Source organism: Streptomyces sp. NBC_01197, from assembly GCF_036010505.1.
In the GTDB taxonomy this organism is placed as follows: Bacteria; Actinomycetota; Actinomycetes; order Streptomycetales; family Streptomycetaceae; genus Streptomyces.
The window spans coordinates 3380329-3394502 of the sequence record NZ_CP108569.1 but is presented as its reverse complement, the minus strand read 5'-3'; the positions used below and the strand labels follow the sequence as shown (position 1 = coordinate 3394502).

10 protein-coding genes are annotated in these 14174 nt (G+C 69.2%); 2 read left to right on the top strand and 8 right to left on the bottom strand.

Annotated features, from left to right (window positions below; genetic code table 11):
- Positions 1–12 precede the first annotated feature (12 nt).
- Positions 13–1470: a 6-phospho-beta-glucosidase gene (locus OG452_RS15410; protein WP_327296169.1), complete on the top strand. Its 1458-nt coding sequence runs from the start codon at positions 13–15 to the stop codon at positions 1468–1470.
- A gap of 51 nt (positions 1471–1521) precedes the next feature.
- On the opposite strand, the gene OG452_RS15405 is transcribed toward OG452_RS15410, so the two are convergent.
- The 7 genes from OG452_RS15405 to OG452_RS15375 all read right to left on the bottom strand — a co-directional run bounded on the left by OG452_RS15405 (position 1522) and on the right by OG452_RS15375 (position 11697).
- A complete protein-coding gene (locus tag OG452_RS15405; RefSeq protein ID WP_327296168.1) occupies positions 1522–1704 on the bottom strand; it encodes a hypothetical protein in 183 nt (60 codons plus the stop codon).
- Positions 1705–1916: 212 nt separating this feature from the next.
- On the bottom strand, positions 1917–2843 hold the full coding sequence (locus tag OG452_RS15400) for an alpha/beta fold hydrolase (RefSeq protein ID WP_327296167.1): 927 nt from the start codon (positions 2841–2843) through the stop codon (positions 1917–1919).
- Positions 2840–3358, bottom strand: a complete 519-nt coding sequence (locus tag OG452_RS15395) for a phage holin family protein (protein ID WP_327296166.1) — start codon at positions 3356–3358, stop codon at positions 2840–2842. Before OG452_RS15395 ends, OG452_RS15400 begins: the two co-directional genes overlap by 4 nt.
- Before the next feature lie 186 nt (positions 3359–3544).
- The gene (nhaA, locus tag OG452_RS15390) at positions 3545–5011 is read right to left on the bottom strand and encodes a Na+/H+ antiporter NhaA (RefSeq protein WP_442810019.1); all 1467 of its coding nucleotides are present in this window, start codon (positions 5009–5011) and stop codon (positions 3545–3547) included.
- A gap of 324 nt (positions 5012–5335) precedes the next feature.
- The gene (gene acs, locus OG452_RS15385) at positions 5336–7300 is read right to left on the bottom strand and encodes an acetate--CoA ligase (RefSeq protein WP_327296165.1); all 1965 of its coding nucleotides are present in this window, start codon (positions 7298–7300) and stop codon (positions 5336–5338) included.
- A gap of 323 nt (positions 7301–7623) precedes the next feature.
- Positions 7624–10332 (bottom strand): bifunctional SulP family inorganic anion transporter/carbonic anhydrase, encoded by a 2709-nt coding sequence (locus OG452_RS15380; protein ID WP_327296164.1) that lies wholly within the window; start codon positions 10330–10332, stop codon positions 7624–7626.
- 375 nt (positions 10333–10707) lie between these two features.
- The gene (locus tag OG452_RS15375) at positions 10708–11697 is read right to left on the bottom strand and encodes an ATP-binding protein (protein ID WP_327296163.1); all 990 of its coding nucleotides are present in this window, start codon (positions 11695–11697) and stop codon (positions 10708–10710) included.
- Between the two features lie 102 nt (positions 11698–11799).
- On the opposite strand from OG452_RS15375, the gene OG452_RS15370 reads away from it, so the two are divergent.
- On the top strand, positions 11800–12660 hold the full coding sequence (locus tag OG452_RS15370) for an oxidoreductase (protein WP_327296162.1): 861 nt from the start codon (positions 11800–11802) through the stop codon (positions 12658–12660).
- 395 nt (positions 12661–13055) lie between these two features.
- Here OG452_RS15370 and OG452_RS15365 read toward each other — a convergent pair whose 3' ends face one another.
- Positions 13056–13913 (bottom strand): HAD family hydrolase, encoded by an 858-nt coding sequence (locus tag OG452_RS15365; protein ID WP_327296161.1) that lies wholly within the window; start codon positions 13911–13913, stop codon positions 13056–13058.
- Between the last annotated feature and the right edge of the window lie 261 nt (positions 13914–14174).

The following is a 14174-nucleotide window of genomic DNA, read 5'->3' as shown; positions in this document are numbered from 1 at the left end:
GGGAGGCGCACGGTGAGGCTCACGATTCTCGGCGGCGGTGGATTCCGGGTGCCACTGGTGTACGGGGCGCTGCTGCGCGACCACGCGGCGGGACGCGTCACCCACCTCACGCTCCACGACCTCGACGCCGCCAGGCTGGCGGCCGTGGCACGTGTCCTCGCCGACCAGGCGGCGGACGTACCGGATGCGCCCGAGGTCCGTACCACCACTGACCTCGACGACGCCATCCGCGGCGCCGACTTCGTCTTCTCCGCGATCCGGGTCGGCGGGCTCGCGGGCCGCGCGGCCGACGAGCGGGTGGCGCTGGCTGAGGGCGTCCTCGGCCAGGAGACCGTGGGCGCGGGCGGTATCGCGTACGGACTCCGTACGGTCCCGGTGGCCGTCGACATCGCCCGCAGGGTCGCCCGGCTCGCCCCGGACGCCTGGGTCATCAACTTCACCAACCCGGCGGGTCTCGTCACCGAGGCGATGACTGCCCACCTCGGCCGCCGGGTCGTCGGGATCTGCGACTCGCCGGTCGGTCTCGGCCGCAGGGTCGCCCGGGCCCTCGGCGCGGACCCCGGGTCGGCGCGGCTCGACTACGTGGGGCTGAACCACCTGGGCTGGCTGCGCGGTCTGTACGTCGACGAACAGGACGTGCTGCCCCGGCTGTTCGACGACGAGCGGCTGCTGACCTCCTTCGAGGAGGGCAGGCTCTTCGGGGCGGAGTGGCTGCGTTCGATCCGCTCGGTCCCCAACGAGTATCTGCACTACTACTACTTCAACCGCGAGACGGTCGCCGCCTACCAGCAGGCGGGGCAGACACGCGGTGCCTTCCTGCACGACCAGCAGGCGCGGTTCTACGACGAGATGGCGCACCCCTCGACGCCCGCGCTCGCGGCCTGGGACCGCACGCGTGCCGAGCGCGAGGCGACGTACATGGCGGAGAACCGCGAGGCCGCGGGGGCGGGCGAACGGGAAGCCGACGACCTGGAGTCGGGCGGGTACGAGAACGTCGCACTGGCCCTGATGCGGGCCATCGCGCGTGACGAGAGCGCCACACTGATCCTCAACGTCCCCAATGGCAACGCAGTTGGCGGCAGCGTCGCACTCGGCGGCACTGCACTTGACAGCAGCGCACCCGATGGCGACGCCCCCGATGGGAGCGCCCTCCATGGGAACGCCTCCGCCGACGGTCGTACCCTCGCCGTGCTCGACGAGGCCGCCGTCATCGAAGTCCCGTGCCGGGTCGACGCCAACGGACCGCGCCCGCTGCCGGTTTCGCAGCTGACGGGCCATGAGGCTGCCCTTGTGTCAGCGGTGAAGGCGGTGGAGCGCTCCGTACTGGAGGCGGCGGAGAGCGGATCGGCGCGGGCCGCGGTGCGGGCATTCGCCCTGCATCCGCTGGTCGACTCCGTGAATGTGGCGGGAAGGCTGCTCGACGGCTACCGGGAGGTGCATCCGGGCCTCCGCTACCTCACGAAGAGCTGAGCGACAGTGCTTTCTCCATGCCTGCTCCGGGACTTCTCACGGCCTGACTTCTCACGGCCTGGAGTGGCGTAACCGCGCCGATACCCAGCGGGCCCGGCGGCGGATGATACGCGGAATACCGAGACGTGGATCGTCGTCCTCCCGGTCGTGTGATCCGCCCCTCTCGTACGTGCTCAGGCCCGTGGCCGAGCGGCGGTTGCGTGCTGCGTCACCGTAGTCGTGCGTCCAGCCCATACCACCGTGTTTGCCCGTGCCTCATGGTCGGTAATCGCGTCCCACGGGGCCAATTGGCCTATGCGTCAGGCATTTGGCTGTTCGTAGGACAAGCGTTCCCGTCCGGTCGCGGGACATGCGCGGCCGGCCCAGTGAACCGCGCCGGAACGCCTCTTGGCAGTACGCGCCCTTCTTGGCAGCACGCCCCCTGACAGCCGTTGAGGCCCCGGCGGTCAGCGGTCGGGCTCGGGGTCCTTCAGCCAGTTGATGAGCTCCGCCGAGAACGCCTCCGGGTCCTCCTCCTGGGGGAAGTGCCCCAGCCCGTCGAACAGCCGCCAGCGGTACGGGGCTTCGACGTACTGCCCCGACCCCGCCGCGCTGCGGGTACGCATCACCGGGTCGAGTGACCCGTGCAGATGCAGCGTCGGCACCCGCACCGGACGCTTCATCCGACGATTGAACTGAATGCCGTCGGGCCGCGCCAGTGACCGCACCATCCAGCGGTACGGCTCGACGGAGCAGTGAGCCGTGGACGGGATCGACATCGCACGCCGGTACATCTCCACGGCGTCGTCATCCGGCCGGACGGGCCCGGACCAGTCGCGTACCAGCTCACCGACCAGCGCCGCGTCGTCGGCGACGAGCTGCCGCTCCGGCAGCCACGGCCGCTGGAAGCCCCAGACGTACGAACCGGCACGGGACTGCGAGAAGTCGGAGAGCATCGCCGAGCGCCAGCGGCGCGGGTGCGGCATCGAGGACACGGCGAGCCTGCGCACCAGCTTGGGCCGCATCACGGCCGCCGTCCACGCCAGATATCCGCCCAGATCGTGTCCGACGAGCGCGGCGTCGGGCTCCCCGAGGGAGCGGATCACTCCGGTGACGTCGAGGGCCAGGTTGGCGGGGTCGTACCCCCTGGGCGTCCGGTCGCTGCCACCCACGCCACGCAGATCCATCGCGACAGCCCGGAACCCGGCGTCGGCGAGCGCGGTCAGCTGATGACGCCAGGTCCACCAGAACTGCGGAAAGCCGTGCAACAGCAGCACCAGTGGTCCGTCACCGGCCTCCGCGATGTGGAAACGCGCGCCGTTGGCGGCGACGTCGCGGTGGGTCCAGGGCCCGTCGATCCGTACAGCGGAGCCCATTTCGGCAGAAGCGGTCATGCCGACGAGCGTCCCACAGCCGGCGGCTCGCCGTTGACCGTGACGGCGGCATCCGCGGGCACCAGCACGGCCGCCTTGCCGAGGGACGGGCGGGGGTGCGGCCTGACGCCCTGGATGACAGCCGCCGTCTCCTTGGCGGACGCGACGACCTTCTGCGGGCCCTTGCCCTTCTTGGCCTTCTTGAAGAAGACCATCCCGATCAGCGCGAGGGCCCCGGCCACCAGCACATTCGCAGCGAAGGACAACACGAAGCAGATTGCCAGGTTCCAGTGGCTCCAGGTCCGGATGCCGTAGGCGAGAGCGAAGCTCAGCATCGGCAGGGAGAAGAGGAGCACGATCCCGGCCGCCGAGAACGCGGCGCTGCCGACGGCGCCCCGCTTGACGTCCTGGCGGAGCTCGGCCTTGGCCAGGGCGATTTCGTCGTGCACCAGTGCGGACATCTCGGCGGTCGCCGAGGCGACCAGCTGACCGAGACTGCGGTCGGCGGTGCCGGCCGGGCTGCTGGGGTGGCTCATCGCTGAATCCCTCTTCTCTTGCGCGAGCGTTCGCCTGTACGAGCGGTCATCCGCGCGGGCATCGTCATGGTCATCGTCATGTCAACGTCGTGGGCATCCGTCGTGGACATCTCTCGTGGACATCCCTCGTGGGCGTCGCGGTGGGCGTCGTCACGAACGGTCTGTCCGGAACGATCTGACTTCAGATCATGCCGGACCGTCCTCGTCCTTGCTTGCTGCCCCCGCCCGTTCGGCGAGACGGCGGTGCTCGGCCGCCTTCCCCTCAAGAATCTCAGCCATGCGCAGATGATGCGCGGGTTCGTCCTCCTCGTAGATGTCGGGGATCCCGTCGTGGTCCTCGTCGCGCTCCTCCTCCTCGCACAGGGCCCGGTACCGGCGGTCGCGCAGTCTGAGCAGTACGGACGAGAGCGCGGCGGCGATCACCGAGCCCAGCAGCACCGATGCCTTGATCTCGGCGGTCGTCGTCGGGTCCCCGCCGAATGCCAGCTCCCCGATGAGGAGCGAGACGGTGAAGCCGATCCCGGCGAGGCAGGCCACCGCGAACACATCGGCCCAGGCCAGGTCCTTGTTCAGCTCGGCCTTGGTGAAGCGGGCGGTCAGCCGCGTACCGCCGAAGATGCCGATCGCCTTGCCGACCACCAGACCCAGGACAACCCCCAGCGTCTCCGGCCTGCTGAACACGTCGGCGATCGCCCCGCCGGACACCGAGACCCCGGCGGAGAACAGCGCGAACAGCGGTACGGCGAGGCCCGCCGAGAACGGCCGCACCAAGTGCTCGATGTGCTCTCCAGGAGAGTGCCGCTCACCCTCGCGGCGGGTGCAACGGAGCATCAGACCCATGGCGACACCGGCGATGGTGGCGTGTACGCCGCTGTTGTACATCAGCCCCCAGATGACCAGACCGAGCGGGACGTAGATGTACCAGCCGTGTACGTCGAAGCGCAGCAGCAGCCAGAAGACGGCCAGGCCGGCCACCGCGCCGCCGAGCGCCGCGAGGTTGATGTCGCTGGTGAAGAACACCGCGATGATCAGGATCGCGAAGAGGTCGTCGACGACGGCCAGTGTGAGCAGGAAGGCGCGCAGAGCGGAGGGGAGCGAGGTCCCGATGACCGCGAGGACGGCGAGCGCGAAGGCGATGTCGGTGGCGGTCGGTACCGCCCAGCCGCCCAGCGAACCGCCGCCGACGACGTTGACCAGCGTGTACACCAGGGCCGGTACCGCCATCCCGCACACCGCCGCGATGACCGGCAGGGCGGCGGCCTTCGGATCGCGCAGCTCGCCCGCGACCATCTCGCGTTTCAGCTCGATCCCGGCGACGAAGAAGAAAACCGCGATCAGCCCGTCGGCCGCCCAGTGCTGGACCGAGAGATGCAGACCGACGGCGCCGGGCCCCAGATGGAAGTGGCTCACAGTGTCGTAACTGCTGCTCATCGGGGTGTTCGCCCAGACGAGTGCGGCAATGGCGGCGACGAGGAGGAGCAGGCCCCCGACCGTCTCGGCGCGCAGCGCGTCAGTGAGATAGGTCCGTTCGGGGAGCGGAAGCCGCCCCAGGAACGACGTGGGCCACGAGCGCTGCGACTCGGCGGGCTCCTGCGACTCGTGCTGAGGCTGCGACTCGGGCTGGGGCTGGGGCTTAGGGGTGGGCGCGGCCACGCGGGGGACCTCCGGTCAGATGGACAGCACAGAACACATGCCGACCAGACTTCCCGGCGCACCCGTTTACCTACTTCGTATGCCTCTACGTTATCCGAGGCGGGGCGGGCCCGGAGGCGGGCCTGTTTCCAGCTGCGGCGCGGCTCAGCGGGTTGGCAGGGCGCACCGGTGATCGTCTCTCCGCCACCTTACGGACAGAACGCCGGACAGGCATATCAAGCCCGTCCGGCGTTCCGCCGCCCCGCACCACGCGGGTCCTGCTGCTGTGCTGCTGTCCTGCTCCCGGGCCGTATCCGTTGAGTTGAACTCCGAACCCGGGCCCAGTCAGTCCTCGCTGGAGGCGCTCGGCAGCTTCGTCTGGATCAGACCCATCACCGAGGCGTCGGTGAGCGTGGAGACGTCACCCAGCTCGCGGTCCTCCGCGATGTCACGCAGCAGACGCCGCATGATCTTCCCGGACCGGGTCTTGGGCAGCTCGGCCACCGGCAGGACCCGCTTCGGCTTGGCGATCGGCCCGAGCACCGCGCCCACGTGGTTGCGCAGCTCCGTCGAGAGGTCCGCCGACTCCTCCACCGTGCCCCGCAGGATCACGAAGGCGACGATCGACTGACCCGTCGTCTCGTCGGCAGCGCCCACGACCGCCGCCTCGGCGACGGCCGGGTGCGAGACGAGGGCCGACTCGACCTCGGTGGTCGAGATGTTGTGCCCGGACACCAGCATCACGTCGTCGACCCGGCCGAGCAGCCAGAGATCGCCGTCCGTGTCCTTCTTCGCACCGTCACCCGCGAAGTACTTGCCCTCAAAACGTGACCAGTACGTGTCGATGAAGCGCTGGTCGTCGCCCCAGACGGTGCGGAGCATCGAGGGCCACGGCTCGGTGATGACCAGATAGCCGCCGCCTCCGTCCGGCACCTCGCGCGCCTCGTCGTCGACGACCGTCGCGGAGATGCCCGGCAGCGCGCGCTGCGCGGACCCCGGCTTGGTCGCCGTCACTCCGGGCAGTGGCGAGATCATCATCGCGCCGGTCTCGGTCTGCCACCAGGTGTCCACGATCGGGCACTTGTCGGCGCCGATGTTCTTCCGGTACCACATCCAGGCCTCGGGGTTGATCGGCTCACCGACCGACCCGAGGACCCGCAGCGACGACAGGTCGAACTTGGCGGGGATGTCGTCCCCCCACTTCATGAACGTACGGATCGCGGTCGGCGCCGTGTAGAGGATCGAGACGCCGTACTTCTGGACGATCTCCCAGAACCGGCCCTGGTGCGGGGTGTCCGGGGTGCCCTCGTAGATCACCTGGGTCGCGCCGTTGGCCAGCGGCCCGTACACGATGTACGAGTGGCCGGTCACCCAGCCGATGTCGGCCGTGCACCAGTAGACGTCCGTCTCCGGCTTCAGGTCGAAGACCGCGTGGTGGGTGTACGCCGCCTGGGTGAGATAGCCGCCGGACGTGTGCAGGATGCCCTTCGGCTTACCCGTCGTGCCCGAGGTGTAGAGGATGAACAGCGGGTGCTCGGCGTCGAACGGCTCGGGGGTGTGCTCGGTGGACTGGCGCCCCACGAACTCGTCCCACCAGAGGTCCCGGCCCTCGGTCCACGCAGTGTCCTGGCCCGTACGCCGCACGACGAGCACGTGCTCGACCTGCGGGCACTTCGCCACGGCCTCGTCGATCGCGGGCTTGAGCGCGGACGGCTTGCCGCGCCGGTAACCGCCGTCTGCGGTGATGACGAGCTTGGCGTCGGCGTCCTGGATACGGGAGGCGACGGCGTCCGCGGAGAAGCCGCCGAACACCACCGAGTGCGCGGCACCGACCCGGGCGCAGGCGAGCATCGCCACCACCGCTTCGGCGACCATCGGCAGGTAGACGGCGACCCGGTCGCCCTTCACGACACCCAGCTCGGCGAGGGCGTTCGCGGCCTGCGACACCTCGTCCTTGAGCTGCGCGTAGGTGATCGACCGGCTGTCGCCGGGCTCACCTTCGAAGTGGATGGCGACGCGGTCGCCGTTGCCGGCCTCGACGTGCCGGTCCACGCAGTTGTACGCGACGTTGAGTTCACCGTCGGCGAACCACTTCGCGAACGGCGGATTCGACCAGTCGAGGGTCTCGGTGGGCTCGGTGGCCCAGGTCAGCCGCCGGGCCTGCTCGGCCCAGAATCCCAGCCGGTCCGCTGCCGCCTGTTCGTACGCCGCCGCTGTGACGTTGGCGTTCGCGGCCAGCTCGGTGGGCGGCGCGAAGCGTCGCTCCTCCTTGAGCAGGTTGGAGAGCGAGGAGCGTTCGTTATCCGCCATGAGACACCCATCCGTGGTGTAGACCAATTCGCAGATTCGATTGTCCCGGCGCCCCCCGGAACGGGTCAACCCCCATCGATCCTATGCAGCCCACAGCCAACCACGACAACATGCAGCGCCCCCGGGTCTTGCATCCGGTGGCGTTGAAAGGCTGACGCCTCGTCGCGGGATCAACTGGCCGTGACCGCCCGGCTCGCCGGGACGGACGAGACGCCCGAGGAGCCTGACCGCGGCGCCCACTTCCCCGGATGCGGGGATTACGCGTGTCTGTGGGCCGCATGGATTGGGAGGAGAACCAGTGGCCCATCACACACAGAAACCCGTCAGGCGGGACCCACCGGGGCGAAGACGCCGTCCAGCTCATGCGAGTCGGTGAGCAGATACGCCTGAGCCTCGCCGACGTGGAAGTACATGCCGTGCAGCTCCAGCGTGCCTTCCGCGAGCCGGCGCGCCACCGATTCATGAGCCCTCAAATGCTCCAGTTGCTGGATCACGTTGGTCAGGCAGAGCTGCTCCACCGCGTCGGCCGGCATCCTCCCGGAGATCCGCGCCCAGGGGTGATGGCGGCTCAGTATCCGGTCCAGGCTGGGCTGCCCATGCCGCAACCAACGCCGCAGGGGCGTGCTCGCCGCGGTGGCGCCGACATCTGGTGCGTTATCTGTGGCGGCTGTGATGTCTGTGACATCTGCCGTGTCTGTGGCGGCTGTGGCGTCTGTGATGCGTGCAGGGTCTGTGACGCCCGTATTGCCTGCGTCGTTCGCATCGTTCAGGAGAGCGGTCATGGCCCCGCAGCCGGAGTGCCCGCAGACGGTGATCGACTCGACCCTCAGGATCTCGACCGCGTACTCGATCGCAGCCGCCACCGAGTCGTCGGCGGCCTCCGCGCCGGGCAGTGGTACGAAATTGCCCACGTTCCGTACCGTGAACAGATCCCCGGGTCCGCTCGACGTGATCATGCTGGTCACCAGCCGGGAATCGGCGCAGGTGAGAAAGAGCTGCGAAGGCTGCTGGCCCTCGCGGGCGAGACGTGCCAGTTCGTCCCGCACCAGGGGAGCGGTGTCACGCTGGAACGAGCTCAGGCCTCTGGCCAGTTGACGGCTCCCCGGGCGCTGGGACACGGCGGACGCGGCAGATACAGCGGGCGCGGCCGGCGGGACCGGCGTGGCGGAGACATCGGGCGCGGCGGCGGATGAACCGTAACGGACTGCGGGGAAGTGGAGTTCATGAGCGCGGGCGGTGCTGGCGTGGGGCGTCGTCTTCTCCGGCGTGCTGGCTGGATGTACTGCGGTACGCGGCGCCGCCGAGCAGGACATTGTACCGGGAAGGATGGCCACGGGGCCGGGGCCGTGGCCGGGCGAGCCGGTCACGGGGGCTGGGCCGCCGGTGCCCGCCGAGCTGAGCGCGCGGTCGTCACAGTGGTGGTTGCGCCAGGGTGTCCAGGGGCGGCAGCAGGTGGGGGCTGTGGATGCGGGCTCGACGATCCGGCCGCCTGCCCGGCCTGTGACGTCGACCGTGCCGCCCTGGACGACATGCGCTTCCTGCCAGTGCTGGAGCGTCTCGTAAGCCGCGTGGTCCATGAATGAGCCGTCCAGCTCCACCACCGCGTTCGCCCCGGACGGGATCTGCCCGAGTGTCCGGCTCAGGCGGGGCACGGCCAGAAATGTCAACTGCCCTCGTGCCCGCAGCCGGTGGGTACCACTGTCCTCGTGGAGAGTAATCCGGGTCCTGGCCAGCCGGTGCAGGGCCACTCCGACCGCGACGGCGATTCCGACCGTGACCCCCTCAAGTACACCAAAGCCCACGACACCGGCGACCGTGGCCCCGTACGCCAGGAACTCCCGGTGCCGGTGGACGTTGCGGATGTGCGCGTAACTCACCATCTTGAGGCCGACCACCATCACGAGAGCGGCCAGCGCGGCCAGCGGCATCCACTCCAGGACACCGACCAGCAGTCCTGCGGCGAGCAGTATCCACACGCCGTGCAGCACGGTGGAGGCGCGGCCAGTGGCTCCCGCCCGGACATTCGCGGTGCCGCGCACCGCTCCGCCGGAAACCGGCAGGCCACCGAGCAGCCCGGACACGGTGTTGGCGATGCCCTGACCGCGCAGTTCACGGTCGAGGTCGGCACGTCTGACGGTGGCCCCGGGGCGGTCAGCGGCCAGTTTGTCCACGGCCACCGCCGAAAGCAGCGACTCGAGACTCGCAACCAGCATCACGGTGAACACGGCGCCGAGCAGACCGAGCACCGGACCGTGCGGCGGTTCGGGCAGGGCGTGTGCCCCCCAGGACGGAAGATCGACGCGCGCGATCCCGGGGGCGGCGACGGCAGCCAGCGCGGTGGCCGCCGCGACCGAGGCAAGGGCGGCGGGGATTCTGCGCAGCGCGTGTCCCGTACGACCGGGGATCCGCGGCCACAGCACCAGCACGGCGATGGTGAGCAGGCCGATCAGCGGTGCGGCCGGTGCGACGCGGGCGAATTGCCCGGGCAGGGCAAGGGCATTGGCGACGGCCGAGCTCTGGGGAGTGCCGCCGAGCACAATATGGAGTTGGGCGAGCGCGATGGCTACACCGATGCCGGCGAGAGTGCCGTGCACGATGGCGGGGGAGACGGCGAGTGCGCTGCGGGCGGTGCGCAGCGAGCCCAGGATCAGCTGGAGCAGGCCCGCGCCGACGGTGATGGCGCAGGTCGTGCGCCAGCCGTAGTCCTGGATGAGCCCGGCCGTCACTACGGTCAGCCCGGCTGAGGGGCCGCTGACCTGGAGCGCGGAGCCCCCGAGCACTCCGGCGACGATGCCGCCGACGGCTGCTGCGAGCAGTCCGGCTTCGAGGGGGGCGCCAATGGCGACGGCGAGCCCCAGGGACATGGGCACCGCGATCAGGAAGACGGTGATCGAGGCGGACAGATCGGCACCCGAGATCCGGAAGCGGGCGCCGTCTCCACTCGGGGATGGCCCGTGCGATGGGCGGACGCGAGTGCGAGTGGATGAGGAGTCGGAAGGGATCTCAGTACGGGTGGGGACGCAGGCAGGCATGGTTCCCGTCTCCTCCGGGGTGGCGTGGTCACGGGACAAGGGGGATGCGGCCGTGGGTCACGGTGTGCGGTGTGCAGCGGTGGGATTACCAACTCTCGGTAAATAGATCGTAATTCAGAGTAAAGGCCACGAACGGACATTCGGTGCAAATGGTCGATTGATTCACTCGATCCGGTGATGTGGCAGCTTGGCCGTACGTCAGTTCGGAGAACTGCCGGAGTGTCAGAGCGAACAAGCCCGAACCCACGAGGCGCCGGGAAGGCGCCGGGCATGGGTCAGGGAGGGATCGGGCCGAGCTGTTCGCCCGCCCCGACCCCTCCCTGGTCCGTCCGGTCGTCTCCGGTTCATCCGCGGTGGGAGCTATCCCCGGGAGTTTCAGGAAGCGGCGCTGACCTCGGCGTGCTGCTCGCTGAGGATGAAGGCGGGGTCGACCTGGGATGCCAGATCGGTGCCCGTCCTCTCGTTCCCCCAGCTCTCGGCGTTCTTCAGATGGAAGTGCACCATCTGACGGGTGTAGCGCTCCCAGTCGCGGTGTGCGTAGCTGTCCTCCGCGGCGTTCTGAAGGGTCTGTAGTGCCAGCCGGTTTTCCGCTTCCAGCATGTCGAAGCGCGGCGGGCGGCCCTTCTCCATCGCGCGGACCCAGTCGGAGTTTCCGACGGTGACGAGCAGATCGTCGCCAGTCTCGGCACGCAGGAACTCCAGATCGTCCGCGTCGCGCACCTTGTTGCCGACGACCTTCAGTGCGACGCCGAAGTCCCGTGCGTAGTCCTTGTACTGGCGGTAGACGGAGACTCCCTTGCGAGTCGGCTCGGCCACCACGAATGTCATGTCGAAGCGGGTGAACATACCGGAGGCGAAGGAGTCCGAGCCGGCTGTCATGTCGACGACGACGAACTCCTCGGGCTCGTCGACCAGATGATTCAGGCAGAGCTCGACTGCGCCGACCTTGGAGTGGTAGCAGGCGACGCCGAGATCCGACTCGGTGAACGGCCCCGTCGCCATCAGCCTGATTTCGCCATCGTCCAGTGCGACGGGCCGGGCGCACGCGTCGTACACCGGATTGTCCTCGCGGATCCGGAGCAGCCGTGAGCCGGCGCCCGGCGGAGTCGTCTTGATCATCGTCTCGGCGGAGGCGATCCGGGGGTTGGAGCCGCGCAGATACTCCTTGATCAGCGGAAGGTGCGCGCCCATCGCGGGCAGCGCGGCGGACTCCGTGTCGTCGAGACCGAGCGCGGCACCGAGGTGCTGGTTGATGTCGGCGTCCACAGCGAGGACGGGTGCCTCGTTGGCGGTCAGGTGGCGGATGAAGAGAGAGGACAGCGTGGTCTTGCCGCTGCCGCCCTTCCCTACGAAAGCGATCTTCATGTTCACAAAGGGTAGCGGTGCGAATGCGGTGCGTGGGCGCGGTGAGTGAAGAAGACCACTCCAAGGTGGGGCGGCTGCTATGGACGCGTAGCCTCGCTTCCTATGACTGCGTTCTCCCGGAAGGCGGCCGCCGGAGCCCCGGTGACTCCTCCAGATCACTCAGATCCTCTCGCCGCACTGGGCCAGCTGCCGGGTGTCGGCGCCGCTGTCGACTCCGTACGCAAAGCCGTCGACCGGGTCTACGGGCACCGTGTCATGAGACGTCGCAGCACTGAGATCACGGGCGAAGCCGCGCTGCGTGCCTCGCGCGGGTCGGCTGCCCTGTCGGGTGCGGACTGGGCGCTGGAGGAGGTGCGCCGGCGGACCGACTTCGGCGGCGACCCGGAGGCCCTCACTGTCGGCGCCGCCCTCCGGCTGTCCGCTGAGGCGGGTCAACTGCTGTCGATCTGGCGGCAGTCACCGCTGCGTGTGCTGGCCCGGCTGCATCTGGTGGCGGCTGCGGACTCCGGTGACACGGTCGGCCGTCCGCGGCTGGCGGGAGAGAAGGCCGACGAGCCGCTGATCGAGCTCCCACTGCCGGGGGCCGATGAGGTGTCCGCCCGGCTTGAGGGCCTTTCGCAGCTGGTCATCGCGGGGAGTGCGGCTCCGGCGCTGGTGACGGCGGCCGTGGTGCACGGCGAGCTGCTCGCGCTGCGTCCCTTCACTTCGTACAACGGCCTGGTCGCGCGGGCTGCCGAGCGCGTCGTGCTGATCAACAGCGGTCTCGACCCCAAGTCCATCTGCCCGGCGGAGGTCGGTCACGCGGAGCTGGGGCGCGCGGCGTACGTGGCGGCGCTGGACGGCTATGCGTCGGGGACCCCGGAGGGTATGGCGGCGTGGATCGTGCACTGCGGTCGCGCGGTCGAGCTGGGCGTCCGGGAGTCGACAGCCGTATGTGAGGCGCTACAGCGCGGGGCGGCGTAGCAGGACCATTTTGTCTGGTCATCCGCGGCAGGGTCCGGGCCGAGGTCTGGCCGGCCGGGTCGGGCTGGGACCGGCCGACTGCTGACGGTCCTGACTCGTTCCACGAAAATGCGGCGGCACCGAAAGGTGCCGCCGCTGGCACGTCCACCGGGTTACCAAGCGTCCTCGAATATTTGCCCATCAGGCCGGGAGCTTCGCCCGTCACCTGGTGCGGCTGGCCCGTAATCGACGGGTCGACGTCGCGTGGGTACTCAGTTTTCGCGCTCGGTCCGTGGGGCCTTCTGCGCTTTCAGGTCTTCCTCTCGGATGTCCTTGGTCTCGCGGGCCGTCGACTCCTTTGTACTCCTCTTCGCGGGGCGAGGGGAACCCTCTGCTCCACTTCTTTACTTTTGGGCTCAAACTCGGGCAAAGGGTCCGCGCCGGACACTGCTCCGGCCGCCCCTGTTCACGTACCAGACGAGACCGGCCGTGGCTGCCGCGGCGCCGACCGCTGCTGCGGCGACCAGTGCGGGCCGCGGCGGCATCCGCAGGGCGGGCAGCCGCTGCTTCAGTCGCACCGGCCGGTTGAAGACGAGAATCGGCCACTCGCGGGCGCCTGCTTCGCGGCGCAGCGCCCGGTCGGGGTTGACCGCGTGGGGGTGGCCGACCGACTCCAGCATGGGCACGTCGGTCACCGAGTCGCTGTACGCGTAGCAGCGCGCCAGGTCGTATCCCTCGGAGGCGGCGAGTTCCTTTACGGCTTCGGCCTTGGTGGGGCCGTAGGCGTAGTACTCCACCTCGCCGGTGAAGCACCCGTCGGCGCCCACCACCATGCGGGTGGCGACGACCCGGTCGGCGCCGAGAAGCTCACCGATCGGCTCGACCACCTCGGCGCCCGAGGTGGAGACGATCACCACATCGCGCCCGGCGGTGTGGTGCTCCTCGATGAGAGAAGCGGCCTCGTCGTAAATGATCGGGTCGATCAGATCGTGCAGGGTCTCGGCGACGATCTGCTTGACCTGTCGGACGTTCCAGCCCTTGCAGAGGGCGGAGAGATACTCGCGCATCCGCTCCATCTGGTCGTGGTCCGCGCCACCTGCCAGGAATACGAACTGAGCGTACGCCGTACGCAGTACAGCCCTGCGGTTGATCAGGCCGCCTTGATAGAAGGACTTGCTGAAGGTCAGTGTCGACGACTTGGCGATGACCGTCTTGTCGAGGTCAAAGAAGGCGGCGGTACGGGGCGACGAGTGGTTTTCCACAGCTCTGAGCATAGGTGCCCGCCATTCGGCTTACGCGGCGGCGCGTGGGTTTGCCTGAGAAGGCTCTCGGGTACACCATGGAAGTCACGGATCGTTCGCGACCGTGTTATCCCCGTCCGGCTCCTCCCCCCCCCGAGTCGGACGTGGGGACGACCCCAGCTCTCCCCCCCGGCTGGGGTCGTCGCATGTCCGGACACGTTTTCGGGTGTCCCCTCCGCGTCAGCAGCGGCTCTTCAGTCATCTGCGGCACTCTCCTCCGGTCGGCTGCGAGGG

Bases quoted from the DNA above. Each gene is read 5' to 3' on its own strand.
- OG452_RS15370 (WP_327296162.1), top strand. From the start codon at position 11,800: ATGACTGCGTTCTCCCGGAAGGCGGCCGCCGGAGCCCCGGTGACTCCT.
- OG452_RS15405 (WP_327296168.1), bottom strand. From the start codon at position 1,704: ATGGGCTGGACGCACGACTACGGTGACGCAGCACGCAACCGCCGCTCG.
- OG452_RS15395 (WP_327296166.1), bottom strand. From the start codon at position 3,358: ATGAGCCACCCCAGCAGCCCGGCCGGCACCGCCGACCGCAGTCTCGGT.
- OG452_RS15365 (WP_327296161.1), bottom strand. From the start codon at position 13,913: ATGCTCAGAGCTGTGGAAAACCACTCGTCGCCCCGTACCGCCGCCTTC.
- OG452_RS15380 (WP_327296164.1), bottom strand. From the start codon at position 10,332: ATGCCTGCCTGCGTCCCCACCCGTACTGAGATCCCTTCCGACTCCTCA.
- OG452_RS15400 (WP_327296167.1), bottom strand. From the start codon at position 2,843: ATGACCGCTTCTGCCGAAATGGGCTCCGCTGTACGGATCGACGGGCCC.
- OG452_RS15375 (WP_327296163.1), bottom strand. From the start codon at position 11,697: ATGAAGATCGCTTTCGTAGGGAAGGGCGGCAGCGGCAAGACCACGCTG.
- acs (WP_327296165.1), bottom strand. From the start codon at position 7,300: ATGGCGGATAACGAACGCTCCTCGCTCTCCAACCTGCTCAAGGAGGAG.